Consider the following 24,541-nt stretch of genomic DNA (forward strand, 5'->3'; position numbering starts at 1 on the left):
GCCGCGAATGCGCAGCAGGGGGTTGTCGTCATCTCAATGCTCCGTGCCCAGGTACGCCGCGCGCACCTTGTCGCTGTTCTGCACCTCGGCGGGCGTGCCTTCCATGAGGTGCGTGCCGAACTCCATCACCACGATGTGGTCGCAGATGTCCATCACCAGCCCCATGTCGTGCTCGACCAGCAGGATGCTCATGCCCTCGCCGCGCAGTTGCCGAAGCACCTTGCCCAGCGCTTCCTTTTCCTTGTGGCGCAGGCCGGCCGCGGGCTCGTCGAGCAGCAGCAGGGCGGGGTCGGCGCACAGCGCGCGCGCAATCTCGAGCAGGCGCTGCTGGCCCATCGCCAGGTTGCCCGCGAGCTCGTGCAGCAAGTCGCCCATGCCCACGCGCTGCAGCTGGCGCTCGGCCTCGCGGAACAGCGCGCGCTCTTCGTGGCGGTCGATGCGCAGCATCGCGGCGATGGCGCCCTTGCGGCCGCGCAGGTGCGCGCCCAGCGCCACGTTCTCGAGCACCGTCATGTCGGCCACCATCTTCACGTGCTGGAAGGTGCGCGACACGCCGCGCTGCGCGATCTGCCGCGCGCCCAGGCCGCCGATGGCCTCGCCGCGAAAACGCACGGCGCCGCCCGACAGGCCCAGCACACCGGTCACCAGGTTGAAGGTGGTGGACTTGCCCGCGCCGTTGGGCCCGATCAGGCCGACGATCTGGCCGGCACGCGTCTGGAAGCTGATGTCGTTCACCGCCACCAGCCCGCCGAAGGTCTTGCGGATGGCCTGCACGTCGAGCACCACCTCGCCGGCGGCCGGCTTGGCGCGCGCGGGCAGGTCGCTCGCGTGCTGCCAGTCGACGGTGCGGCGCGGGCGCGGCAGGCGCCGGTCGACGAAGGCCCAGAGGCCTTCGGGCAGGTACTTGAGCACCAGCACGATCATGATGCCGAACACGATCAGCTCGTAGCTGCCGGCCGTGCCGATGAGCCTGGGCAGCAGCACCTGCAGCTGGTCTTCGAGCAGCTTGACCACGCCCGAGCCGGCAATGGCGCCCCACACGTGGGCCGCGCCGCCGAGCACGGTCATGAACAGGTATTCGATGCCCATCTTCAGCCCGAAGGGCGAAGGGTTCACCGTGCGCTGGAAGTGCGCGAACAGCCAGCCCGAGATCGAGGCCAGCATGGCCGCCAGCACGAAGATGCCGATCCTGAAGCGCAGCGTGTTCACGCCCATGGCCTCGGCCATCTGCGAGCCGCCGGCCAGCGAGCGGATGGCGCGGCCGCTGCGCGAGTCGAGCAGCCGTATCACCGCGAAGGCCGCGAGCAGCGCGAAGATCCACACCACCGCATAGAACATGCGCTGCTGGCCGAACTCGAAGCCGAACAGCGACAGCCCCTTCACGCCCAGGATGCCGTCGTACTTGCCGAGCGCATCGAGGTTGCCCATGAGGTAGTACAGCGACAGCGCCCACGCGATGGTGGCCAGCGGCAGGTAGTGCCCCGACATGCGCAGCGTGATCGCGCCGATGATCGCGGCGCTCAGGCCCGTCAGTGCCAGGCCGATGAACAGCGTGACCCACGGCGACAACCCGGTGTTCACCGTGAGGTAGGCCGTGGTGTACGCGCCGATGCCCACGAAGGCGGCCTGCCCGAAGGAGGTGAGGCCGCCCACGCCGGTGAGCAGCACGAGGCCCAGCACCGGCAGCGTGTAGATGCCGATGTAGTTGAGCTGGATGATCCAGAAGTCGGGCAGCGGCAACAGCGGCAGCGCCACCAGCACGAGGATCAGCGCGAGCGGGCCCCAGGTGCGCAGCAGGCTCCGGTCGGGCGCGGGAGCGGAAGGGGTCTTCAGCAGGGCTTCCATGGTGTCAATGCTCCTCGTCCGAATGGCCGCTCTTGAGCGAGCGCCACAGCAGCACCGGCAGGATGATGGTGAACACGATCACTTCCTTGAACGAGCTGGCCCAGAAGGAGCCGAAGGCCTCGATCACGCCCACGGCCAATGCGCCGAGCAGCGCGCCGGGGTAGCTCGCGAGCCCGCCGATCACGCCGGCCACGAAGCCCTTCAGGCCGATGAGAAAACCCGAGTCGTAGAACACGGTGGTGGTCGGCCCGATCAGCAGGCCCGAGAGCGCGCCGATCAGCGCCGCCATCGCGAAGGTGAGCTGCCCGGCCGCCTGCGTCGAGATGCCCATCAGCCGCGCGCCCAGCCGGTTCACGGCCGTGGCGCGCAGCGCCTTGCCGTACAGGCTGCGCTCGAAGAAGAGCCACAGCAGCACGATCAGCGCGGCCGACATGCCGAAGATGATCAGCGCCTGGCCGCTCACGTTCAGCGGCCCCAGCGCCATGCGTTCGTCCCAGAACGGGGGGTTGCGAAAACCCTCGGCGCCGAAGAACAGCAGCCCCAGCCCCGTCATCGCGAAGTGCACGCCGACCGAGACGATCAGCAGCACCAGCGAGCTCGCGCCCGCCAGCGACTGGTAGGCCACGCGGTACACCAGCGGCCCGAAGGCCGTGACGATGAACACCGTGAGCAGCGCCTGCACGCCGATCGGCAGGTTGCGCGGCCCGGCCCAGGCCGACACCGCGCAGATGACGGCGGGCAGCGCCGCGGTGCGCAGCGCCGCCTTCAGCCCGGCCGCCGCGCTGCCGCTGTGGCGCCAGGTGGTGACCAGGTCCATCAGCGCGGCAACGCCCGCCAGGATGAGCAGCAGCCACACCGTGCCCGGCGTCTTGCCGGTCTGGAAGATCGCCAGCGTCAGCGCGCCGTACGCCACGAATTCGCCCTGCGGGATGAAGATGACGCGGGTCACCGTGAAGACGAGCACGATGCCCATGCCCAGCAGGGCATAGATCGCGCCGTTGGTGAGGCCGTCCAGCGTCAGGATGCTGGCGATCGAGAAATCCATGGCGTGTGTGGGGTGCGGCTGAAGAAAGGGATTACTGCTCGACCTTGAACGCGCCGTTCACCACCTTGAGCATCACGCCGGTCTCGGTCGTGTAGCCCCAGTGGTCCTGCGCCGTCCAGTTGAGCACGCCGTGCGCGAGCACCGTGCGGCCCATGCCTTCGAGCGCGTCGCGCAGCGCGGCGCGGAATTCGGGCGTGCCGGGCTTGGCCTTCTTCAGCGCCACCGGCACGGCTTTTTCGAGCACCGTGAGCGCGTCGGCCGCGTGGCCCGCGAACTGGTTGCGCGAGCCGGGGCCGTAGGCCTTCTCGTAGCCCTGCACGAAGGCCACGGCGGCGGCCTTCGACGGGTGGCTGTCGGGCAACTGCTCGGCCACCGTGGCGGGGCCCGACACCACGAAGGTGCCTTCGGCGTCCTTGCCGGCGGTGCGCATCAGGTCTTGCGTGGCGGCGGCGTGCGTTTGGTAGACCTTGCCCTTGTAGCCGCGCTCCATCACCGCCTTCTGCGGCATGCCGGCGCCGCTGCCCGAGGCCACGATCAAGATTGCATCGGGGTTGGCCGAGGTGAGCTTGAGCACCTGGCCCGTCACGCTGGTGTCGGCGCGCGCGAAGCGCTCGGTGGCGACGATCTTGATGCCGTTCTTGGCCGCTTCGGTGGTCAGCGCCTTGAGCCACAGCTCGCCGTAGGCGTCGGTGTAGCCCAGGAAGCCGACCGTCTTCACGTTCTGCTTCTTCATGTGCGCGACCACCGCGAAGGCCATCACGTCGTTCGACTGCGGCAGGCGGAAGAACCACTTGTCCTTGCCCGGCGGCAGGCCCGCCGGCGCGGTCGACAGTTGCGGCGTGCCGGCTTCGGCCGTCACGTCGGCCATGGGAATGGCGACCGGCGTGGCGCTGGAGCCGACGATGACGTCGGCCTTCTCTTCCGTGACCAGGCGCTGCGCGTCCTTCACGCCCGTGGTCGGGTCGGTCGCGTCGTCGAGCACCACCACCTTGAGCGTTTCGCCCGCGATGGTCTTGGGCCAGATCGCGATGCCGTTCTTCACCGGAATGCCCAGGCCCGAGGCCGGGCCGGTCAGCGGCTGCACCACGCCGATGGTGATGTCGGCGTGGGCGAAGCCCGCAGCCATGAGCGCCAGCACGGCGGCGAGGGTGGTCTTCTTGAAGGTCATCGATGTCTCCTGATACGTTATGAAGGAAGCGGGGAACCCGGGAACGCGAAAGAGGGGGGCCGTACTCAGCGCGGCGCCATGCGCAGCGCGCCGTCCAGGCGGATCACCTCGCCGTTGAGGTGGCCGTTGGTGACGATGTGGCAGGCCAGCTCGGCAAACTCCGAGGGCTTGCCCAGGCGCGGCGGGAACGGAATCGATGCGGCCAGCGACTGCTGCACCGGCTCGGGCAGCTCCATCAAGAGCGGCGTCGCGAACAGGCCCGGCGCCACGGTGCACACGCGAATGGCGTGCTGCGCCAGGTCGCGCGCCATCGGCAGCGTCATGCCCACCAGGCCGCCCTTGGACGCGCTGTAGGCCTGCTGGCCCACCTGGCCGTCGAAGGCCGCGACCGATGCGGTGAAGAGCATCACGCCCTTCTCGCCGTTGTCCAGCGCGGCCAGCCTGGCGCAGCGCGCCGCGAACAGGCGGGCCATGTTGTAGCCGCCCACGAGGTTGATGTTGACCACGCGCACGAAGTCTTCGAGCGGCGCGGGGTTGCCGTCCTTGCCGACGATGCGCTTGGCGCTGCCGATGCCGGCCACGTTCATGAGGATGCGCGCGGGGCCGTGCGCGGCCTCGGCCTTGTCGAGCGCGGCGTTCACGCTGTCGGTGTCGGTGATGTCGCAGGCGCAGGCAATGCCGCCGATCTCGGCGGCCACCTTTTCGGCCATCGCGGCGTTGCGGTCGAGCACCGCGACCTTGGCGCCCAGGCGCGCGAGCTCGCGCGCGGTGGCTTCGCCCAGGCCCGATGCGCCGCCGGTGACGAGTGCGGCTTGTCCTTCGATCTTCATGGTGTGTCTCTCGTGTTCAGGTGGAGTGGGGCTGCAGGGTGAAGGGCAGCGTGCCGCCGTGCATCGCATCGGCCAGCGCGGCGCGGTGCTTGAGCACGGCGCGCTGGTTGATGGAGCCCTTGTCGGTCACTTCGCCCTTGTCGATGGACGGCGGCTCGGCCATCAGGTGCAGCCGCGCGATGCGGTTGGCGCTGCCGGTGGCACTCGCTGCCAGCGTGTCGGCGACCTGCTGGAAATGCGCCTGCACGGGGGCGCTCTCGAGCACCTGCTGCATCGTGGCGTCGGCGGACAGGCCGGCCAGCTGCCGCACCTTCTGCGTCGGGAAGATCAGTGCGCCGACTTCCTTCAGGTTGATGCCGGTCAGCACCGCGTCCTGCACGTAGGGCGCGCCGGCCGCGATGATCTTCGCGCGCATCGGCCCCACGCTCACGAAGGTGCCGGTGGCCAGCTTGAAGTCTTCGGCGATGCGGCCGTCGAAGCGCAGGCCGCGATGGATGTCGGCGTCGTCGATCCACTTCACCGCGTCGCCAGTGGAGAAGAAGCCCTCGTCGTCGAAGGCCTCGGCCGTGGCGTCGGGCGCGCGCCAGTAGCCGGGCGTGATGTTGGGGCCGCGGTAGCGCACCTCGGTCTTGCCGTCGACCTCGATCAGCTTCAGCTCGATGCCCGGCGCGGGCAGGCCCACGTCGCCCGACTTCACGTCGGGGCCGGTCACGTACAGCGCGAACGGGCCCGACTCGGTCATGCCCAGGCCGGTGCCCATGACGATGCGCTCGCCCACTTCCGACTCCTGCGTGCGGTGCAGGCTGTCCCACACGGGCTGCGACAGCGCGGCGCCCGAGTAGAAGAACATCTTCACGCGCGACAGCAGGTTGCGGCGCAGCACGGCGTCGGTTTCCATCGCCTGCGCGATGGCCTCGAAGCCGGTGGGCACGTTGAAGTAGATGGTGGGCGCCACCTCGCGCAGGTTGCGCAGCGTCTCGGCCATGCCGGCGGGCGTGGGCTTGCCGTCGTCCACGTAGAGCGTGCCGCCGTTGTCCAGCACGATGCCCACGTTGTGGTTGCCGCCGAAGGTGTGGTTCCAGGGCAGCCAGTCGACCAGCACGGGCGGCTCGTCGCCCAGGGCGGGAATCGACTGGCGCAGCTGCTGCTGGTTGGCGCACCACATGCGGTGCGTGTTGATCACGGCCTTGGGCATCTTGGTCGAGCCCGAGGTGAAGAGGAACTTGGTGATGGTGTCGGGCCCGGTCGCGCGCATGGCCGCATCGACGGCGGGCGTGGCCGGCGTGGCGGCCAGGGCGCCGAACGCGGTGGTGGCGCGGCCTTCGAGCGTGCCCTGGGCCAGCACCACCTCGGTGTCGGCCGGAACGACGGCCGAGATGGCCTTGGCGAAGCGCGCGGCGTCGCTCGCGAACACCAGGCCCGGCGTGAGCGTGTCGAACACGTGGCGCAGCTTCTCGAAGTCCTGGCTCACCAGCGAGTAGGGCGGCGACACCGGGCAGTAGGGCACGCCCGCGTAGAGGCAGCCCAGCGCGAGCAGCGCGTGCTCGATGCCGTTCTCGCTGAGGATGGCCACCGGGCGCTCGGCGCTCAGGCCGCGCTCCAGCAGGGCCTGGCCGATGCCGCGTGCTTCTTCCAGCGCCTGCGCGTAGCTCACGCGCAGCCAGTCGCCGGTGCTGCCGTCGGCCAGCCGCTCGCGGCGCGCGATGAAGGTGCGGTCGGGCGCGTGCTCGGCCCAGTGCGCGAGGCGGTCGGTCATGCGCTCGCGGTAGTCGCCCAGCTGCGTCTCGGCCTGCAGGTAGCGCGTGCCGGGCGCGCCTTCGCGCAGCACGGCGCGCGTCACGCCGAAGGCCAGCGGGCGATAGCGCACGGCAGGGGCGGCGCTCATCCCTTGCTCACCTTGGCGCCGCGGCCTCGAGGAAGTCGCGCACGCGTTGCTTGGCCTCGGGCGCGGCCTGGGTGATGCCGGAGATCAGCGCCTCGGTGAAGAAGCCGTGGTCGGCCGACTGCTCGGCGATGCGCGGCAGCGCGTGCATCAGCGCGTAGTTGGTCAGCGGCGCGTTGGTGGCCACGCGTTGGGCGAGTTCGAAGGCCTTGTCGAAGGCCGTGCCCTCGTCGACCAGGTACTGCGCGAAGTTGGCGCGCTCGCCGTCCTCGGCGTTGTAGACGCGGCCGGTCATCATCATGTCGGTCATGCGGGCCACGCCGATCAGCTTGGGAATGCGCACCGAGCCGCCGCCGCCCACGAAGATGCCGCGCGAGCCTTCGGGCAGCGCGTAGAAGGTAGAGCGGTCGGCCACGCGGATGTGGCAGGCGCTGGCCAGCTCGAGCCCGCCGCCCACCACTGCGCCGTGCAGCGCCGCGATCACGGGCACCGGGCCGTGCTGGATCAGGTCGAGCGCGCCGTGCCACAGGCGCGAGTGCTGCATGCCCTGGCCGGCGTCGCGCTCCTTGAGTTCGCTCAGGTCGAGGCCGGCGCAGAAATGCGGGCCTTCGCCGTCGATCACCGCGGCGCGCACGGTGCCCGGCAGCTTCTCGAAGGTGTCGCGCAGTGCCAGGATGAGGCCGTCGGACAGTGCGTTGCGCTTGGCGCCGCGCGTCAGGCGGACGATGGCGACTTCGTCGCGGATGTCGAGGTGGAGGTCTGGGTTGGTCATGAAAGGTGTCCGGGGTTGCGTTGGATTATGGTTATGAGAAATAATCAATTCAAGGCATTCGAGCCCACCCGACGCTAGGGACTTACCCGCACTGGAGACAAACACATGGACCACGAGAACCTGATTGCGATCGACATCCACACCCACGCCGAAGTGAGTTGCTGGAACCCTTTCGACAACTACGGCGAGGAATACGACCGCGCCGCCGACAAGTACTTCGGCTCCAGCGGCCGGCCCACCATTGCCGAGAGCGTGGCGTACTACCGTGAAAGAAAGATCGGGCTGGTGATGTTCATGGTCGACGCGGAGTCGAACATGGGCCGCCGGCGCATTCCGAACGAGGAAATCGCGGAGGCGGCCAAGCAGAACAGCGACATCATGATTGCCTTCGGCAGCATCGATCCGCACAAGGGAAAGATGGGTGCGCGCGAGGCGCGCCGGCTCATCGAGGAGCACGGCGTGAAGGGCTTCAAGTTCCATCCGACGGTGCAGGGCTACCACCCCTACGACAAGATGGCCTGGCCGATCTACGAGGTGATTGCCGAGTACGGCCTGCCGGCCATCTTCCACACCGGGCACAGCGGCATCGGCTCGGGCATGCGCTGCGGCGGCGGCCTGCGGCTGGAGTACAGCAACCCGATGCACCTGGACGACGTGGCCATCGACTTCCCCGACATGCAGATCGTGATGGCGCACCCCAGCTTTCCGTGGCAGGACGAGGCGCTGAGCGTGGCCACGCACAAGCCCAACGTGTGGATCGACCTGTCGGGCTGGAGCCCCAAGTATTTTCCGAAGCAGCTGGTGCAGTACGCCAACACGCTGCTGAAGGACCGCATCCTGTTCGGCAGCGACTATCCGCTGATCACGCCCGACCGCTGGATGCGCGACTTCGAGGCCGCGGGCTTCAAGCCCGAGGTGATGCCCGGCATCCTGAAGGGCAACGCGGTGCGCCTGCTGCGGCTGGGCGCGACTTCAGCAGCCTCGGCGGCTTCAGCGGCCTGAGGCTTTCTTCCTTGCCGGGCGGCCGGCCTTCCGCGACGAAGGCTGCGCCGCCGTGCTGTCGTTCCAGTGCTGCTCCCACAGCGCGTCGCCACGCTCGAGCGCCTCGCCCAGCTCCTTCTTGCGCCGCTGCACCACGGCGGTAACGAGCGCGTTGCACAGCGAGAACGCCGCCGTGTACGAATCGAACGGCGACGCGCTCGACGTGCGCACCAGCATCACGTGGTCGGCCGAGAGGGCCGCGGGCACCGAGGGGCCGTCGGTGATGACGATGACCTTGGCGCCCTTTTCCTTGAAGTACTTCGCCGCGCGCGCGGTGGCCAGCGCGTGGCGCCTGAAGGTGACGGCCAGCAGTACGTCTTGTTCGCCGATCCACAGCAGCTGGTCTTCCATGAGCAACGGGCCGGCGCTGACCATGGGGCGCACGTCGGGCAGGCACAGGTTCAGGTGCAGCGAGAGGTGGCCGGCCAGCGCCGCGGCGTGCCGCTGCCCGGTCACGTGCACGCGCGCCTTGCGCTGCGTGAGCAGGCGCACCGCGCCCTCGAAGGCCGCGACGTCGAGCGCCGCGAAGGTCGAGGCCAGGTTGTGCTGGTCGTGCAGCAGCGCATTGGCCAGGCAGGTGCGCACCGAGGCGTCGTCCTGGATGACGGCGTCCGCGCGCGTGGCCGGTGAAGACAGCCGCGCCGTGACCTCGGAGCGGGCTTCCAGCTGCGCCTCGGCGTAGCTGGGGTAGCCCAGCTTGGCCAGCAGCCGCACCACGGTGGAGGCGCTGGTGCCCACCTTCTTTGCAAGGCTCGTTGCAGATTCGAGCAAGCCCTGGGGGTAGCGCGTTTGCAGCTCGTCGATCAGGCGCTGCTCGCTCCTGGTGAGTTTCCTGCCGTAGCCCGAGATGCGTTGGTTCAGATTCATGGTCGCGCGCATTCTGCATGCGGAGTGGTGCCGGCCCTAATTTTGCAATGGTCATTGCAAAATTGAAATCATCTTGCAACAATGCGCGCACTTTTTAATCCACCGCTACAGGACGCTCCATGAACCCCCTCTTCACCGCTGCGGCGTTGCGCCGCCGCGAGATCCTCGGCGCCGGCCTGGCTTCGATGCTGCCGCTGGCGGCGCGCGCGCAGGACTGGCCTTCGCGGCCGATCACGCTGGTGGTGCCGTTCCCGGCGGGCGGTTCGGTGGACCTGATCGCGCGGCTCTATGCCGATCCGCTCGCGAAGGCGCTGGGCACCTCGGTGATCATCGACAACCGGGGCGGCGCGGGCGGCTCCATCGCCAGCGCCCAGGTGGCGCGCGCCAAGCCCGACGGCTACACGCTGGTGGTGTCGTCGCAAAGCTCGCACCTGGCCAACCCGCTCACGCAGGCCAACCCGGGCTACGACCCGATCAAGGACTTCGTGTCGATCACGCAGCTGGCGCGCTCGATCAACGTGCTGCTGGTGAACCCCGCCGTGCCCGCGAAGACCTTCAAGGAATTCGTGGCGCTGGTGAAGGCGCGCCCGGGCGAGCTCAACTTCTGCAGCGCGGGGCCGGGCAGCATGGGGCAGCTCAACGTCGAGCTGATGAAGTCGCAGCTGCAGCTCAATGCCACGCACGTGCCGTACCGCGGCGGCGGCCCGCTGGTGACGGCGCTGATCTCGAACGAAGTGCAGTTCGGGCTCGACAACCTCGCGCCCTTTCTGCCGCACATCCAGGCCGGCAAGCTGCGTGCGCTGGCGGTGGCCGCGCCCGCGCGCGTGGCGGCGCTGCCCGACGTGCCGACCTTCGCCGAGCTGGGCTACCCGGTGCTGAACACCACGTCGTGGATCGGCCTGGCCGCGCCCGCGAAGACGCCGCCCGAAGTGGTCGCCGCGCTGCACAAGGCCGTGCGCTCGGTGGCCGACCAGCCGGCCATGGTCGAGGCGCTGCAGTCGCGCGGCTCGCTGGTGCCCGAGGTGCAGACGCCCGCGCAGTTCACCGCGATGATGTCGGAGCGGCTCGCGGTCTACGGCGAGATGGTCAAGCGCGCCGGCATTCGCGGCGAGTGAAGGGGCGCGGCGACATGACCGACACATCGTCCTTCGTGCCCGACACGGCGCCGCTGGAGGTGCTGCCGCGCGACATCTCGGCCTACCGGCAGGGCAACACGGGCATCGACTACGTGCACCGCTTCGCGTCGGGCAAGCCGGGGCCGCACGTGCTCGTGAACGCGCTGACGCACGGCAACGAGATCTGCGGCATGGTCGCGGCCACGCACCTGCTCGACAACAACGTGCGCCCGAAGATCGGCACGCTCACGGTGAGCTTCGCGCACGTGGAGGCCTACAACGCCTTCGACATCGAGCGGCCCTATGAAAACCGCCAGCTGGTGCACAACCTCAACCGCATCTGGTCGAAGGCCCAGCTCGACGGCACCGAGCAGAGCCCCGAGCTGCGCCGCGCGCGCGAGCTGCGGCCGGTGCTGGACGCGGCCGACTATGTGCTGGACATCCATTCGACGCGCGCGCCGGTGCAGCCCTTCTGGGTGTACCCGGAGTTCGAGCGCAACGCGCGGCTGGCAACGGCCGTGGGCAATCCGCTGGTGCACCTGGTGATGCCGGTGGGTGTGGGCCACGGCACGGGCGTGACGGGCTACGGCCGTCACGGCGAGTCGGGCATGGAAGGCGGCGCGGTGGTGGTCGAGTGCGGCCAGCATTTCAGCCGCTCGGCGGCCGAGCTGGCGACCGACGTGAGCCTGCGCTTTCTGGCGCACCTGGGGCTGGTCGACGCACCGCCGAGCGCGGGCCAGCGCGCGCCCGCGCGGCGCTTTCGCCTGCTCGAAGTGCACATGGTCAAGACCGAAAGCTTCGCCTTCGTGCGGCCGGTGCTGGGCTTCGAGGTTTTCCAGAAAGGCGAGCTGATCGCCGTCGACGCGGGCAACGAAATTCGTTCGCCCTGCGACGACTGCACCATCTTCATGCCGACCCGCGCGCCGCTGGTGGGGCGCGAAGGCGTCTACCTGACCGTGGCGATCTAGGCGGGAGGCTGCTGCGGCTCTTCTTCCGCCAGCCGGTCCCAGTCGAGCCCCGAGCGGCGCTGCCGCTCCTCGCGCTCGCGCGCCATCTGTTCCTCGAACTGCTGGCGGCCTTCCTTGTTGGCCGCGATCAGCTTGGCGCGGTCCTTGTAGTGCGGGTAGATCTCGTCGGTGAGCCGGAGGTTTCGCATGCGAAAGCGCATGGTCGATTCGCGCGCCTCGTGCGCCGGCCAGTTCAGCGCCTCGAGCACCGAGCGCGCGCTGCGCAGCGACGACTCGAACACCTCGCGCTCCACGTCGGTCACGCCGCGGTCGCGCAGCTGGAACAGGTGCGTCACGTTGCGCGCCCGCGCGATGATGCGGGCCTGCGGGAAGTTCTCCTTCACGAGGTCGACGATTTCGAGCGACTGCTCGATGTCGTCCACCGCCACCACGATGGCCTTGGCCGTGCCGGCGCCCGCGGTGCGCAGCAGGTCCAGCCGCGTGGCGTCGCCGTAGAACACGCGAAAGCCGAACTGGCGCAGGCCTTCGACGGTGTCGGCGTCGTGGTCGAGCACGGTCACGCGCAGGCCCTGCGACATGAGCATGCGCCCGACGATCTGGCCGTAGCGGCCGAAGCCGCAGATCAGCACCTTGGCGTCCTGCTGCTCCGAAATCTCTTCCAGCTGCGGGCCCTGGTTGCGGCTGTAGCGCGGCAGCACGAACTTGTCGAGCAGCACCAGGAGCAGCGGCGACAGCAGCATCGACAGCGCCACGGCGCCGATCAGCAGCGAGGTAATTTCAGGCGGCAGCACGTCGGGGCCGGCGGCCTGGAACACCACGAACGCAAACTCGCCGCCCTGCGCCAAAAGCAGCGTGAACACGGGCCGCTCCTGGTAGGCCAGGCCCATGGCCTTGGCGAGCGTGTAGATCACCACCAGCTTGATGACCATGAACCCGACCACCAGCGCCGCCATGACCCAGGGGCTCGCGACGAGCACGCCGAAGTTGATCGACATGCCCACGGCAATGAAGAACAGGCCCAGCAGCAGGCCCTTGAAGGGCTCGATGTCGGTTTCCAGTTCGCGCCGGTATTCGCTTTCCGCCAGCAGCACGCCGGCCAGGAAGGCGCCCAGCGCCATCGACAGGCCCACCAGCTGCATCAGCGCCGCGATGGCCACCACCAGCAGCAGCGCGGCGGCGGTGAAGATCTCGGGCGTGTTGCTGCGCGCGATCCAGCGCAACACGGGGCGCAGCAGCAGCCGGCCGCCGAGGATGATGCCGCCGATCACGCCGATGATCTTGGCGGCTTCGAGCGCGCGGTGCAGGCCGTCGATGGACGGCTCGGCCGCGCTGGCACCGGCCAGCAGGGGCAGCAGCGCCAGGATGGGAATGGCGGCCACGTCCTGGAACAGCAGGATCGAGAAGCCGGCCTGCCCGCTGGGTGTTTTCAGCAGATTGCGTTCGCCGAACACTTGCAGCGCGATGGCGGTGGACGACAGCGCCAGCCCCAGCGAGGCCACCAGCGCCACGCGCCATTCGGCGCCCACGGCCCAGCCTGCCGCGAACAGCACGGCGGCGCAACTGAGCACCTGCGCGGTGCCCCAGCCGAAGATGGGGCGGCGCAGGTTCCACAGGCGCTTGGGCTCCAGTTCGAGGCCCACCAGGAACAGCATCAGCACCACGCCGAATTCGGCGAAATGCAGCACGTCCTGGACGCTGGACACGAGGCCCAGCCCCCAGGGGCCGATGGCAATGCCGGCCACGAGGTAGCCGATGATCGAGCCCAGGCCCAGGGCCTTCGACAGCGGCACCACCAATACGGCGGCGCTCAGGTAGATCAGGCTGTTGGTCAGCCAGGCGGGTGCGTGTTCCATTCAGGCCGCCTTGCTTGCCGTGGCGGCCGCCAGGCCGCGCGTCATGGCGGCGTGGAAGGCGCTGGACACGACCTTGCTGATGTCGTCGGGATCGGCCGGGCGGTCGGTCTCGGGCACGGGGCAGGCGATGCAGGCGTCGATCTCTTCGATTTCAGGCCAGTCGGGGTAGCTGCCCAGGCGCTGCGCGAAGGTCTCGACGTGCGCGGCCACGTCGGCCTCGGGGGCGCTGCGCGCGCCGTGGAAGATCAGCGGCGGCAGAAAGCGCATGCCGCACAGCGCGGCGGTCTGCTCGTAGGGCGGCAGGAAGGCGTCGAAGAAATAGCGGTGGTAGTTCTGCGGGTGGTAACTGGCCTCGGGGCTGCCGGTGGTGGCCGCCAGCCAGAGGTCCTTGCCCTGCAACGCGACGCCGCCGGGGCCGTAGGCCCAGCCGTAGGTGAGCACGTCGTCGAGCCACAGCTTCTGCAGCGCGGGCATGGAATACCACTGGATCGGGTGCAGCAGCACCACCAACTGGGCCTTGGTGAGTCGGGCCTGCTCGGCCTCGATGTCCAGGGCGAAGTCGGGGTAGCTGCCGTAGAGGTCGTTCACGTCGATGCCGGGCACGCCGCGCGCGGCGGCGAGCATGCGGCGGTTGACGCGCGAATCGCGCCAGTGCGGGTGGGCCGCCAGCACGTAGACGCCGCCGGAACCGGCGGCGGGTGTTCCCATGGATGTTGTTGTCGTCATGGGCGAGAACATAGCGCAGTCGGGGCCGCTCCGCCGGGCAAAACGCGCCAGCCACTACCATGTCGGCTGTCCCAGTTCTGGAGGAGAGCGTTTATGCCGGTGGTTCTGGTCGCCAATCCCAAGGGTGGCGTAGGCAAATCGACGATCGCGACCAACGTCGCGGGCTACTTCGCAAGCCGCGGGCACGCCGTGATGCTGGGCGACGTGGATCGCCAGCAGTCGTCCCGGCTGTGGCTCGGGCTGCGTCCGCCGCAGGCCCGGCCGATCTCGACCTGGGAGGCGACCGGCGAAAGCACCGTGGTGCGGCCGCCGCGCGGCACCACCCACGCGGTGCTCGACACGCCCGCCGGCCTGCACGGCTGGCGCTTCAAGGAGGTGCTGGCGTTGGCCGACCGGGTGATCGTGCCGCTGCAGCCGAGCATTTTTGACATCTACGCGACGCGGGACTTTCTGGACCGGCTCAAGGAGCAGCGCCGCGCCGAAAAAACGCAGATCGGCCTCGTCGGCATGCGCGTGAACGCCCGCACGCTGGCGGCCGACCGGCTGCACGAGTTCATCGCGGGGCTGGGCGTGCCGGTGATCGGCGAACTGCGCGACACCCAGAACTACGTGCAGCTCGCGGCGCGTGGGCTCACGGTGTTCGACATCGCGCCGGGCCGCGTGCAGCGCGACCTGGAGCAGTGGCAGCCCATCTGCCAATGGCTCGACGCCTGACGGCCGCACCCTTCGGTTTTTCCCTGAGCGCGGTTGTCGCGAGTCCGACAGCCGGCCCTATGCCCTTGGCACCAGAATGCCCCGCATGACCAAAAAGACATTCCAGACCCTTCAGGATCTCTGCGCCTGCGTCGGCCAGGAAGTCGCCGTGAGCGACTGGATCACCATCACGCAGGAGCAGGTCAACCTGTTCGCCGAGGCGACGGGCGACCACCAGTGGATCCACGTCGATGTCGAGCGGGCCAAGGCCGGCCCCTTCGGCGCGCCGATCGCGCACGGCTTTCTCACGCTGTCGCTGCTGCCGAAATTCTTCGAGGCGGCAATCGACGTGGTGGAGTCGCGCATGGGCGTGAATTACGGCATGAACCGGGTGCGCTTCATGTCGCCGGTGCCCGTGGGCAAGCGGCTGCGCGCGCGCATGAAGCTGCTGAGCTCGGAGCCGATTGCCGACGACGGCTTCCAGATGACCTGGGAGACCACCATCGAGCTCGAAGGCGCGGCCAAGCCGGCGTGCGTGGCCGAGTCGGTGGCGCGGCGCTACCGCTGACGCCACCTGTTTTTTCCTACATCCGGCGGTCGGTCACTTCGCCGTAGGTGGCCGCGCCCTGGCGCGTGATGCTCAGCGCGCTCTGGCGCACGGCGCCGCGGTCGGTGCTGCCGTTGCGGGCCTGCAGCGCGCCGGTGCCGCCATTGGTGACCCTGAACGGCTGGCGTGCGTCGGCCTGCACCTGCGCGCGCGACAGCGTCGACTGGAAGGGCGCGGGTGGCAGCGGGTTCTGCTCGCCCTGGAAGGCTTGGGCGCCGCCGGCGAGGGCGAGCGTGGCGAAGGCGGCAAAGGCAATCGACTTGGCGTTCATGGCAAGACTCCTGGTGGCAAGGCATTGAAGGGACCGAATGCCGGTTCGCTTCGCGCCCGGCATGTCTTTCCATACGGGGGGCCTTGCCGTTCGGATGCGGCCCTGCCTTGCCAAGGGCCTGCTACTTTGTTTCTTTGTGTCAGCCGAAGCCGTTCTGCCGCCAGGCTTCGAACACGGTGACGGCCACCGCGTTGGAGAGGTTCAGGCTGCGCTGTCCTTCGCGCATCGGCAGCCGCAGGCGCTGGGCTTCGGCAAAACCGTCGCGCACGGCGGGCGGCAGGCCGCTGGTTTCCGAGCCGAACACCAGCCAGTCGCCGGACTGGAAGCGCACGTCGTGCACGGCTCGCGTGCCGCGCGTGGTGAGGGCGAACATGCGCTCGGGCGCCGGGCGCTCGGTGTCGAGCAGGGCCTGCCAGTCGGCATGGCGCTTGACCTCGGCGTACTCGTGATAGTCGAGGCCGGCGCGGCGCAGCAGGCGGTCGTCCATCGAGAAGCCGAGCGGCTCGACCAGGTGCAGCGCGCAGCCGGTGTTGGCGGCCAGCCGGATCACGTTGCCGGTGTTCGGCGGAATTTCTGGGTGGACCAGGACGATATGGAACATGCGCCGATTGTCGGCGGGCCGGGCGTGCCTCTGCACCGGCGGGACCCGCGGGGTCAGCCAGGTCAGCGCGGCGGATCGGTCCGCGCCAGCACGACCGCCGTGATGTGCGCCGCGCCGGCCAGCCGCAGCGCCTCGGCCGCCGCGAAGAGCGAAGCGCCGCTGGTCATCACGTCGTCGACCAGCACGAGGCGCCGGCCGCGCAGCTTTTCCGCGCGCAATGGTTCCACGGCGAAGGCGCCGCGCAGGTTGCGCAAGCGCTCGGCGCGCGCCAGGCCGCTCTGGGCCGGTGTTTCGCGGGTGCGCAGCAGCAGGGTGGCGTCGGCCTTTGCAGGCGCGAGCCGCCGCGCGAGCTCGTGCGCCTGGTTGAAACCGCGTTCGCGCAGGCGGCCAGGGGCGAGCGGCATCGGCAGCACGAGGTCGCACTGCTCCAGCGCGGGCTCGACCCAGGGTGCGCTGCGCATCAGCGTGGCGAAGGGGCCGGCCCAGCCGGCGTCGCCGCGAAACTTGAAGCCGGCGATGGTGTCCGGCCATGGCCAGGCGTAGGTGCAGGCGGCAAGGCAGGCGTCCAGCGGCGGCGGGTGCCGGACGCATTCGCCGCAGCGGGCTACGCCCTCGGGCACGGGCAGGGCGCAACCGCCGCAACGCGCCGCCGGCGGGGCGAAACGGGCCACGCAGGCATCGCACACCGGGCGCGACGGCCAGGCATGGCAGACCGCGCACTGGCTGGGCAGCCGCGCGAGCAATGAGCTGAAAGGCCTCAGGCCCCACTGGCTGAACATCGCTCAATATACTCACTGCCCCATGGCCACCGACCCCTCACGACGACCGCCGACCATCGATGCCACGGCGGCGGCCCGCTGGCGCCAGCTTGCGCCTGCCGACGGCTCTCCCTGGCTGCATGAAGAAATCGGCCGCCGGATGGAAGACCGGCTGCAATGGATCAAGGCCCAGCCCCGCACCTGGGCCGACTGGGCCCCGCTGCGCGGCGGCCTCGAAGCGCACGAACTGGTTGCGCGCCGCTACAAGGACGCCGCCTCTTTCGTCATCGAGGCCGAGCCCGCGCTTGCGGCCGCGACCGGCCAGGCGCTGTCCGCCCCGTGGTGGAGCGCGCGCCGCTGGCAAGGCGGCAAGGCGCGCTTCGACGCGCCGCCCGAAGACGGCGTCGACCTGCTCTGGGCCAACATGTCGCTGCACATGGCGGCCGACCCCGAAGCCCTCATCGCGCACTGGCACAAGCTGGTGGCGACCGACGGCTTCCTGATGTTCTCCTGCCTGGGGCCCGACACGGTGCGCGAGCTGCGCGCGCTGCATGCGCGCCTGGGCTGGCCCGCCGCCGGCCACGAGTACACCGACATGCACGACTGGGGCGACATGCTGGTGCACGCCGGCTTTGCCGAGCCGGTGATGGACATGGAGCGCATCGTGCTGACCTGGGCCACGCCCGAGGCGGCGCTGGCCGAGCTGCGCACGCTGGGCCGCAACCTGCACCCGGGGCGCTTTGCGGCGCTGCGCGGCAAGGCGTGGCTGCAGTCGCTGAAGAAGGCGCTGCCCGACCTGGCGCCGGCCGAAGAAGGCGGCGGGCGCATCGCGCTGACCTTCGAGGTCATCTACGGCCATGCGTTCAAGCCGGCGCCGCGCGTGTCGCTGTCGGCCGAAAGCGCGGTGTCGCTGCGCGAGATGCGCTCGATGCTGCAACGGGGCCGTCCGGGCGCCTGACCGGCGGCCGCCGGCGCGGCCAGAACGCCTGTCGCACAGGCCGTTTTTTGCCTACTAGTAGTGACCCGTAGGCGTCCCACAGGGCACTCGGGCGCCGATATCTACCCGCTACAATCCGCCGTTGCGTGAAACTCGCGGGTATTGTCCCGCGATCGAGGGGTGTCGGATCCTGTTTGTACGAGGGGTTTGGCCACCGTCGACGCACCGATTTGCTGAACTCGCCCGTGTCGAATTCCGTGTTTCGATTTGCCACCGTTTCAGGCCAGAGCATCCACTGGTTCCTGAAGCGAAATTGCTCGGTGACGCCGAGCCAGCTGGGCTGGCTCTACGCCTCGCTGTGCGTGGTATCGCTCGGCATCGGCACCCTGTTCTGGCTGCACGGTGCGCCCCTGGTGTTGCCTTTTGCCTGGCTCGAACTGGCCGCTGTCGGGTTTGCGTTCATGGTTTACGCACGGCATGCGACCGATGGCGAGAAGATCGCGCTGCAGGAGGGACGCCTCGTCGTCGAGCTCGAGAACGGCGGGCACTACGAGCGCACGGAATTTCTTCCGCACCAGGTGCGGATCGAACCGCAGACCGGCGATCGTTCGCTGATCGAGGTTTCGGGTCAGGGTCGATCGGTCAGGGTGGGGCGCTATGTACGCCCGGAGTTGCGTGCGGCCTTGGCCCGCGAGATTCGCATGGCGTTGCGCGGCGCCTGAGGGGGCGCGCGCAGTGCTGCACGCTTGGGTTTGTCGAAAAATTGAAGAAACGTGAACACGATGAAGAGCATTTGGCGCAACAAGTACAGGCCGGCGAATCTGTTGCTGGCGGCCGGCGCGGCTTTCAGCAGCGCGGCGCACGCAGTCAACGATCTGCCCGGCGGCCCTTCGGTGCGCCAGCTGAATCTTCCGGTCGGGGTGACCAAGATCGCGCAGGAGCAGCATCTGCTCCACACGATCATGATGATCCTGTGCACGGTCATCTTCGTCGCCGTGTTCGCGGTCATGTTCTATTCGATCTGGAAGCACCGCAAGTCGGTGGGCCACAAGGCGGCCAACTTCCATGAATCGGTGGTGGTCGAGGTCATCTGGACCATCGTGCCCTTCCTCATCGTGATCGTGATGGCGCTGCCCGCCACCAAGGTGCTGGTGGCCCAGAAGGACACCACCAACGCCGACCTCACGATCAAGACCACGGGCTACCAGTGGAAGTGGGGCTACGACTACCTGAACGGCGAAGGCGAGGGCCTGGCCTTCATCTCCACGCTGGACAGCTCGCAGCGCGCCATGTCCGACGCCGGTGCCAAGGGCGCCATGCCCGACGACTACCTGCTCAAGGTCGACAACCCGCTGGTGGTGCCGGTCAACAAGAAGATCCGCATCATCACCACCGCCAACGACGTGATCCACGCCTTCGCGGTGCCGCAGCTGGGCCTCAAGCAGGACGCGATTCCCGGCTTCGTGCGCGACACCTGGTTCCGCGCCGAGACCATCGGCACCTACTACGGCCAGTGCCAGGAACTGTGCGGCAAGGAACACGCCTTCATGCCGATCCAGGTGAAGGTGGTCTCGGCCGCCGACTACACCGCCTGGGTGACCGACCAGCGCAAGATCGCCGCCGCCAAGCTCGACGACCCGACCAAGGTCTGGACCCTGCCCGACATGCTGGTGCGCGGCGAGAAGGTCTACGCCGCCAACTGCGCCGCCTGCCACCAGGCCAACGGCAAGGGCGCGGGCCCGATCAAGGCCCTGGACGGCGACCCGAAGGTGCTCGACGCCGACCACTCGGTGCAGCTGCATGTGCTGCTCAACGGCCAGAACAACGGCGCCATGCCGTCGTGGAAGCAACTGAGCGATACCGACCTCGCGGCCGTGGCCACCTACACCAAGAACAGCTGGTCGAACAAGACCGGCCAACTGGTGCAGCCGGCCGAAGTGCTCGCCCTGCGCGGCAAGTGACCGGGCAGCGCCCCGCGACGAAGAAATTGCAAGGAACAACGAAATGAGTGCAGTCCTCGACCCCCACGGTCACGCAGTCCCCGGCGACCACGCGCACGACGAGCATCACGACCACCACGCGCCCACCGGCTGGCGTCGCTGGGTGTTCGCGACCAACCACAAGGACATCGGCACGCTCTACCTGCTGTTCAGCTTCACGATGCTGATGGTGGGCGGCGTGCTCGCGCTGCTGATCCGCGCCGAGCTGTTCCAGCCCGGCCTGCAGCTGGTGAACCCCGAGCTGTTCAACCAGTTCACCACCATGCACGGCCTGATCATGGTGTTCGGCGCCATCATGCCGGCCTTCGTGGGCTTCGCGAACTGGATGATCCCGCTGCAGGTGGGCGCCTCCGACATGGCGTTCGCGCGCATGAACAACTTCAGCTTCTGGCTGCTGATCCCGGCGGCGCTGATGCTGGTGGGCTCGTTCTTCATGCCCGGCGGCGCACCCGCCGCGGGTTGGACGCTGTACGCGCCGCTCACGCTGCAGATGGGCCCCTCGATGGACGCCGGCATCTTCGCGATGCACATCATGGGCGCCTCGTCGATCATGGGCTCGATCAACATCATCGTCACCATCCTGAACATGCGCGCTCCCGGCATGACGCTGATGAAGATGCCGATGTTCTGCTGGACCTGGCTCATCACCGCGTACCTGCTGATCGCCGTGATGCCCGTGCTGGCCGGCGCCATCACCATGACGCTGACCGACCGCCACTTCGGCACCAGCTTCTTCAACCCCGCCGGCGGCGGCGACCCGGTGATGTACCAGCACATCTTCTGGTTCTTCGGCCACCCCGAGGTCTACATCATGATCTTGCCGGCCTTCGGCATCATCAGCCAGGTGGTCCCGGCCTTCGCGCGCAAGAAGCTGTTCGGCTATGCCTCGATGGTGTACGCCACCTCGTCGATCGCCATCCTGTCGTTCATCGTGTGGGCGCACCACATGTTCACGACCGGCATGCCGCTCACGGGCCAGCTGTTCTTCATGTACGCGACCATGCTGATCGCGGTGCCCACGGCCGTGAAGATCTTCAACTGGATCGCCACCATGTGGCAGGGCTCGATGACCTTCGAGACGCCCATGCTGTTCGCGGTCGGCTTCATCTTCGTGTTCACGATGGGCGGCTTCACCGGCCTGATCCTGGCCGTGGCGCCCATCGACACGCAGCTGCAGGACACCTACTACGTGGTGGCCCACTTCCACTACGTGCTGGTGGCCGGCTCGCTGTTCGCCATGTTCTCGGGCTTCTACTACTGGGTGCCCAAGTGGACCGGCGTGATGTACAACGAAACGCGCGGCAAGGTCCACTTCTGGTGGTCGCTGATCTCGTTCAACGTGACCTTCTTCCCGATGCACTTCCTGGGCCTGGCCGGCATGCCGCGACGCTACGCCGACTACCCGATGCAGTTCGCCGACTTCAACGCCGTGGCGTCGGTCGGTGCGTTCTTCTTCGGCTTCGCGCAGGTGTACTTCTTCCTGTTCGTCGTGTTCCCGACCATGCGCGGCAAGGGCGAGAAGGCCCCGCAGAAGCCATGGGAAGGCGCCGAAGGCCTCGAGTGGGAAGTGCCGTCGCCGGCGCCGTTCCACACCTTCGAGACCCCGCCCAAGCTCGACGCGACCGCCACCAAGGTGATCGGTTGACCGGCCTGGCACTAGCAGCAGCGGCCCCCACGCGATGACACCCGAACAGAAACGCAGCAACCGGCGCATGGGGCTCACGCTGGCCTCCATCGCCGTGGTGTTCTTCATCGGTTTCATCGTGCGCATGGTCTGGTTCGGCGCACGCTGAACCCGACCGCCACACGCGCACTTCATCACGCACGCCACCGAACGGAAGCAGCATCATGAGCATCGGTCAACGCATCCGCCGCGCCAATGTCCGCATGGTCGGCAAGCTGGCCGTCGTGGCCTGCGGCATGTTCGCCTTCGGCTATGCGCTGGTGCCGATGTACCGCGCCATCTGCGAGATGACGGGCATCAACATCCTCGCGCTGTCCGAGCTGCAGGTACCGGGCGGTGCCAGCGGCGGCAAGGCCGTGAACGCGCCCGACAACACGCAGGTCGACATGACCCGCACCATCACGGTCGAGTTCGACTCCAACGTGCGTGGCGGCCTGTGGGACTTCAAGCCCGCGGAGCGGACCATCCAGGTGCACCCGGGCCAGCTCAACACGGTGATGTACGAGTTCCAGAACGTGCAGAACCGCCGCATGGCCGCGCAGGCCATTCCGAGCTACGCGCCGCAGCAGGCCGCGCCGTACTTCAACAAGCTCGAGTGCTTCTGCTTCAACCAGTACACGCTCGACCCGGGCGAGAAGAAGCAGTGGCCGGTCGCGTTCGTCATCGACCCCAAGATTTCCAAGGACGTGAAGACCATCACGCTGTCGTACACCTTCTTCGAGGTGGGCGGCAAGACGCCCGCGGCGCCGGTGGCCGCCGTTTCGAATGCCGCCAATGAGCCGCGTTCGTGACCGAGCCGTCGCCCCGGCCCAAGGCCTCGCTGTGGGACACGGTGAAGGCGGTGGGCTGGTCGTTCTTCGGCGTTCGCAAGAACAGCGCCTACCAGGAAGACCTGGGCAAGCTGAACCCGCTGCACATCATTGCGGTGGCGTTCGTGGCGGTGATCGTCTTCGTGGTCGCCCTGGTGCTGCTGGTGCGCCATGTGGCCGCGGCGTAAAGGCCGGGAACACAGCGATGATGATGGCGGCGAAGAAGCAGCAACCCACGACAAGCAGAATCCACTGAATCGAGAGAAGAAAGAAAGCCAGGAGCAGCTGATATGAGTTCAACCACCCACGGCACCACGCCCTACTACTTCGTGCCCGGACCGTCGGCCTACCCGGTCTCGGCGGCAATCGGCCTGTTCTTCGTCATCCTGGGCGCCGCGCAGTGGATCAACGGCCATGCCTGGGGCGCCTGGTCGCTGCTGGCGGGCATGGTGATCTGGCTCGGCACGCTCTTCGTGTGGTTCCGCGCCGCCATCGGCGAGAGCGAAAGCGGCCAGTACGGCCACAAGGTCGACCTCTCGTTCCGCTGGAGCATGAGCTGGTTCATCTTCTCCGAAGTGATGTTCTTCGGCGCCTTCTTCACCGCGCTGTGGTGGGCCCGCACCCACGCGCTGCCGACGCTCGGCAGCCTGGACAACGCGATCCTCTGGCCCGACTTCAAGGCCGTGTGGCCCAGCGTCGCGGCCGGCGCCACCGGTTCGCCGGCCGGCATCGTCGAGCCCTTCCAGACCGTCGGCCCGTTCTGGCTGCCCACGATCAACACCGCGCTGCTGCTGAGCTCGGGCGTGACCCTCACCATCGCCCACCACGCGCTGCGTGCCGGCCACCGCGCGCAGACCATCCGCTTCATGTGGATGACCGTGCTGCTGGGCATGATCTTCCTGGGCGTGCAGGGCTACGAATACCACCACCTGTACACCGAACTGAACCTCAAGCTCAGCTCGGGCACCTACGGTTCGACCTTCTTCATGCTGACCGGCTTCCACGGCCTGCACGTGTTCATCGGCATGCTGATGCTGCTGTTCATCACGCTGCGCCTGCAAAAGGGCCACTTCACGCCGGAGCGCCACTTCGGCTTCGAGGGCGCGGCCTGGTATTGGCACTTCGTGGACGTGGTCTGGCTCGGCCTCTACATGCTGGTCTACTGGCTTTGAGCGAAGCACCTCGCGGCATTCCAGAAAAAAGGCGCCGTAAGGCGCCTTTTTCATGGTTCTCGTGGAACGAGCACCATCTACTTGCCGAGCGGGAGTCCGGTGGGCTGGATGTAACCGAGTTTCCAGGCGAGGAGCATGCAGAGGAACAAAAACACCGACAGGCCGATCCGAAAGGTGAGGGCGCGCGCCATGCCGCCGCTCTTGGCGCGCCCGTTGCGCCCGTCCTTCAGCATGAAGAACAGGGCAAACGCGAGGCTCGCGAAGATGCCCACGAACACCAGGGCGACGAAATATTTCATGACCCGCATTATCGGCCGCACGCCCCGCTTCCTCCAGTGACTCCTGAACCCCTGTACTCCGAAGACCGGCGCCGTCCCGGTCGCTTCTGGCTGATCACCCTTGCCGCCGTCCTGACCTTGGGCGCCACCGTTTCATTGGGCCGCTGGCAGCTGTCGCGCGCCGCGCAGAAAGAGGCGCTGCAGGCCAGCATCGAAGCCCAGAAAGTGAAGCCGCCGCTCACGCAGGCCGAGTTCCTGGCGCTCCCCCAGCCTTCCGACGAACTGCACCGCCCGGTGCGCCTGCGCGGCCTCTGGCTCACGCCGCAGACCGTGTACCTGGACAACCGGCAGATGCACGGCGTGCCCGGCTTCTACGTGCTGACGCCGTTCGCGCTCGAGGGCACCGAGCAGACGGTGATGGTCCAGCGCGGCTGGGTGCAGCGCAATTTCGTCGATCGCACCAAGCTCGGCGCGGTCGAGACGCCGGCCGGCATCGTCGAGGTCACGGGCCTGATCGAGCCGCCGCCGAGCCATTTGCTGGAGCTGGGCACGGCCGCTCCCGCGCCGGTGCCGCCAGCCGCTACGCCACCCGCCAACGGCGCGCCGCGCCCGCGGGCGC

27 protein-coding genes are annotated in these 24,541 nt (G+C 68.4%); 14 read left to right on the forward strand and 13 right to left on the reverse strand.

The annotated features are described in order from the left end of the window. Positions 1–33: 33 nt before the first annotated feature. The 6 genes from BMG07_RS20845 to BMG07_RS20870 all read right to left on the reverse strand — a co-directional run bounded on the left by BMG07_RS20845 (position 34) and on the right by BMG07_RS20870 (position 7,542). Complete coding sequence (locus BMG07_RS20845; protein WP_198086151.1) at positions 34–1,845, reverse strand: ATP-binding cassette domain-containing protein; 1,812 nt, start codon at positions 1,843–1,845, stop codon at positions 34–36. A gap of 4 nt (positions 1,846–1,849) precedes the next feature. Continuing rightward, the gene (locus tag BMG07_RS20850) at positions 1,850–2,890 is read right to left on the reverse strand and encodes a branched-chain amino acid ABC transporter permease (RefSeq protein ID WP_198086152.1); all 1,041 of its coding nucleotides are present in this window, start codon (positions 2,888–2,890) and stop codon (positions 1,850–1,852) included. Positions 2,891–2,921: 31 nt separating this feature from the next. Next, positions 2,922–4,058: an ABC transporter substrate-binding protein gene (locus BMG07_RS20855; protein WP_198086153.1), complete on the reverse strand. Its 1,137-nt coding sequence runs from the start codon at positions 4,056–4,058 to the stop codon at positions 2,922–2,924. A gap of 65 nt (positions 4,059–4,123) precedes the next feature. Then, a complete protein-coding gene (locus tag BMG07_RS20860; RefSeq protein WP_198086154.1) occupies positions 4,124–4,888 on the reverse strand; it encodes an SDR family NAD(P)-dependent oxidoreductase in 765 nt (254 codons plus the stop codon). Positions 4,889–4,904: 16 nt separating this feature from the next. Next, a complete protein-coding gene (locus BMG07_RS20865) occupies positions 4,905–6,773 on the reverse strand; it encodes a feruloyl-CoA synthase (RefSeq protein WP_198086155.1) in 1,869 nt (622 codons plus the stop codon). A 7-nt stretch (positions 6,774–6,780) separates the two neighbouring features. Next, positions 6,781–7,542: a crotonase/enoyl-CoA hydratase family protein gene (locus BMG07_RS20870; protein WP_198086156.1), complete on the reverse strand. Its 762-nt coding sequence runs from the start codon at positions 7,540–7,542 to the stop codon at positions 6,781–6,783. 105 nt (positions 7,543–7,647) lie between these two features. On the opposite strand from BMG07_RS20870, the gene BMG07_RS20875 reads away from it, so the two are divergent. Continuing rightward, on the forward strand, positions 7,648–8,544 hold the full coding sequence (locus tag BMG07_RS20875) for an amidohydrolase family protein (protein ID WP_198086157.1): 897 nt from the start codon (positions 7,648–7,650) through the stop codon (positions 8,542–8,544). Here the strand turns inward: BMG07_RS20875 and BMG07_RS20880 are convergent. Continuing rightward, the gene (locus BMG07_RS20880) at positions 8,533–9,450 is read right to left on the reverse strand and encodes a MurR/RpiR family transcriptional regulator (RefSeq protein ID WP_198086158.1); all 918 of its coding nucleotides are present in this window, start codon (positions 9,448–9,450) and stop codon (positions 8,533–8,535) included. The two genes, BMG07_RS20875 and BMG07_RS20880, sit on opposite strands and share 12 nt — an antisense overlap. A 119-nt stretch (positions 9,451–9,569) precedes the next feature. Here BMG07_RS20880 and BMG07_RS20885 point away from each other — a divergent pair, with 119 nt between their 5' ends. Beyond that, positions 9,570–10,565, forward strand: a complete 996-nt coding sequence (locus BMG07_RS20885; protein ID WP_198086159.1) for a tripartite tricarboxylate transporter substrate binding protein — start codon at positions 9,570–9,572, stop codon at positions 10,563–10,565. 14 nt (positions 10,566–10,579) lie between these two features. Continuing rightward, positions 10,580–11,533, forward strand: coding sequence for a succinylglutamate desuccinylase/aspartoacylase family protein (locus BMG07_RS20890; protein WP_198086160.1), 954 nt, complete (start codon positions 10,580–10,582; stop codon positions 11,531–11,533). Here the strand turns inward: BMG07_RS20890 and kefC are convergent. Together kefC and BMG07_RS20900 are read right to left on the reverse strand one after the other, a co-directional pair. Further along, complete coding sequence (gene kefC, locus BMG07_RS20895) at positions 11,530–13,386, reverse strand: glutathione-regulated potassium-efflux system protein KefC (protein ID WP_198086161.1); 1,857 nt, start codon at positions 13,384–13,386, stop codon at positions 11,530–11,532. The two genes, BMG07_RS20890 and kefC, sit on opposite strands and share 4 nt — an antisense overlap. After that, positions 13,387–14,112 carry an NAD(P)H-dependent oxidoreductase gene (locus tag BMG07_RS20900; protein WP_198086162.1) on the reverse strand — a complete coding sequence of 242 codons (726 nt, stop codon included), beginning with the start codon at positions 14,110–14,112 and terminating at the stop codon, positions 13,387–13,389. It lies immediately after the preceding gene. A gap of 93 nt (positions 14,113–14,205) precedes the next feature. Here BMG07_RS20900 and BMG07_RS20905 point away from each other — a divergent pair, with 93 nt between their 5' ends. Both BMG07_RS20905 and BMG07_RS20910 read left to right on the forward strand, forming a co-directional pair. After that, positions 14,206–14,826: a ParA family protein gene (locus BMG07_RS20905; RefSeq protein WP_198086163.1), complete on the forward strand. Its 621-nt coding sequence runs from the start codon at positions 14,206–14,208 to the stop codon at positions 14,824–14,826. 76 nt (positions 14,827–14,902) lie between these two features. Next, positions 14,903–15,373 carry a MaoC family dehydratase gene (locus BMG07_RS20910; RefSeq protein ID WP_198086164.1) on the forward strand — a complete coding sequence of 157 codons (471 nt, stop codon included), beginning with the start codon at positions 14,903–14,905 and terminating at the stop codon, positions 15,371–15,373. Between the two features lie 16 nt (positions 15,374–15,389). Here BMG07_RS20910 and BMG07_RS20915 read toward each other — a convergent pair whose 3' ends face one another. The 3 genes from BMG07_RS20915 to BMG07_RS20925 all read right to left on the reverse strand — a co-directional run bounded on the left by BMG07_RS20915 (position 15,390) and on the right by BMG07_RS20925 (position 17,063). After that, positions 15,390–15,683 (reverse strand): DUF4148 domain-containing protein, encoded by a 294-nt coding sequence (locus tag BMG07_RS20915; protein ID WP_198086165.1) that lies wholly within the window; start codon positions 15,681–15,683, stop codon positions 15,390–15,392. 139 nt (positions 15,684–15,822) lie between these two features. Beyond that, complete coding sequence (gene trmL, locus BMG07_RS20920; RefSeq protein WP_198086166.1) at positions 15,823–16,284, reverse strand: tRNA (uridine(34)/cytosine(34)/5-carboxymethylaminomethyluridine(34)-2'-O)-methyltransferase TrmL; 462 nt, start codon at positions 16,282–16,284, stop codon at positions 15,823–15,825. 62 nt (positions 16,285–16,346) lie between these two features. Next, positions 16,347–17,063, reverse strand: coding sequence for a ComF family protein (locus BMG07_RS20925; RefSeq protein WP_198086167.1), 717 nt, complete (start codon positions 17,061–17,063; stop codon positions 16,347–16,349). A 22-nt stretch (positions 17,064–17,085) separates the two neighbouring features. Between BMG07_RS20925 and BMG07_RS20930 the strand changes: the two genes are divergently transcribed. From BMG07_RS20930 to BMG07_RS20960, 8 genes are all read left to right on the forward strand, one after another. Then, positions 17,086–18,000 carry a biotin synthase gene (locus tag BMG07_RS20930; RefSeq protein WP_198086168.1) on the forward strand — a complete coding sequence of 305 codons (915 nt, stop codon included), beginning with the start codon at positions 17,086–17,088 and terminating at the stop codon, positions 17,998–18,000. Positions 18,001–18,224: 224 nt separating this feature from the next. Then, the gene (locus tag BMG07_RS20935) at positions 18,225–18,701 is read left to right on the forward strand and encodes a DUF2244 domain-containing protein (protein WP_093057649.1); all 477 of its coding nucleotides are present in this window, start codon (positions 18,225–18,227) and stop codon (positions 18,699–18,701) included. 60 nt (positions 18,702–18,761) lie between these two features. Continuing rightward, positions 18,762–19,940 (forward strand): cytochrome c oxidase subunit II, encoded by a 1,179-nt coding sequence (gene coxB / locus BMG07_RS20940; protein WP_198086169.1) that lies wholly within the window; start codon positions 18,762–18,764, stop codon positions 19,938–19,940. A gap of 43 nt (positions 19,941–19,983) precedes the next feature. Then, a complete protein-coding gene (gene ctaD / locus BMG07_RS20945) occupies positions 19,984–21,624 on the forward strand; it encodes a cytochrome c oxidase subunit I (RefSeq protein ID WP_198086170.1) in 1,641 nt (546 codons plus the stop codon). Positions 21,625–21,658: 34 nt separating this feature from the next. After that, on the forward strand, positions 21,659–21,772 hold the full coding sequence (locus BMG07_RS42530) for a cytochrome oxidase small assembly protein (RefSeq protein WP_269759224.1): 114 nt from the start codon (positions 21,659–21,661) through the stop codon (positions 21,770–21,772). Between the two features lie 55 nt (positions 21,773–21,827). After that, positions 21,828–22,454, forward strand: coding sequence for a cytochrome c oxidase assembly protein (locus BMG07_RS20950; protein ID WP_198086171.1), 627 nt, complete (start codon positions 21,828–21,830; stop codon positions 22,452–22,454). Further along, on the forward strand, positions 22,451–22,660 hold the full coding sequence (locus BMG07_RS20955) for a DUF2970 domain-containing protein (protein WP_198086172.1): 210 nt from the start codon (positions 22,451–22,453) through the stop codon (positions 22,658–22,660). Before BMG07_RS20950 ends, BMG07_RS20955 begins: the two co-directional genes overlap by 4 nt. A 102-nt stretch (positions 22,661–22,762) precedes the next feature. Next, complete coding sequence (locus tag BMG07_RS20960) at positions 22,763–23,644, forward strand: cytochrome c oxidase subunit 3 (RefSeq protein WP_198086173.1); 882 nt, start codon at positions 22,763–22,765, stop codon at positions 23,642–23,644. A 77-nt stretch (positions 23,645–23,721) separates the two neighbouring features. Here the strand turns inward: BMG07_RS20960 and BMG07_RS20965 are convergent, their stop codons facing one another. Continuing rightward, positions 23,722–23,952: a twin transmembrane helix small protein gene (locus BMG07_RS20965; RefSeq protein WP_081269924.1), complete on the reverse strand. Its 231-nt coding sequence runs from the start codon at positions 23,950–23,952 to the stop codon at positions 23,722–23,724. Positions 23,953–23,979: 27 nt separating this feature from the next. Here BMG07_RS20965 and BMG07_RS20970 point away from each other — a divergent pair. Beyond that, on the forward strand, positions 23,980–24,541 hold a 562-nt coding region (locus BMG07_RS20970; protein ID WP_198086174.1), incomplete at its 3' end, for an SURF1 family protein.

The organism is Variovorax sp. E3, from assembly GCF_016082275.1.
GTDB lineage: Bacteria > Pseudomonadota > Gammaproteobacteria > Burkholderiales > Burkholderiaceae_C > Variovorax.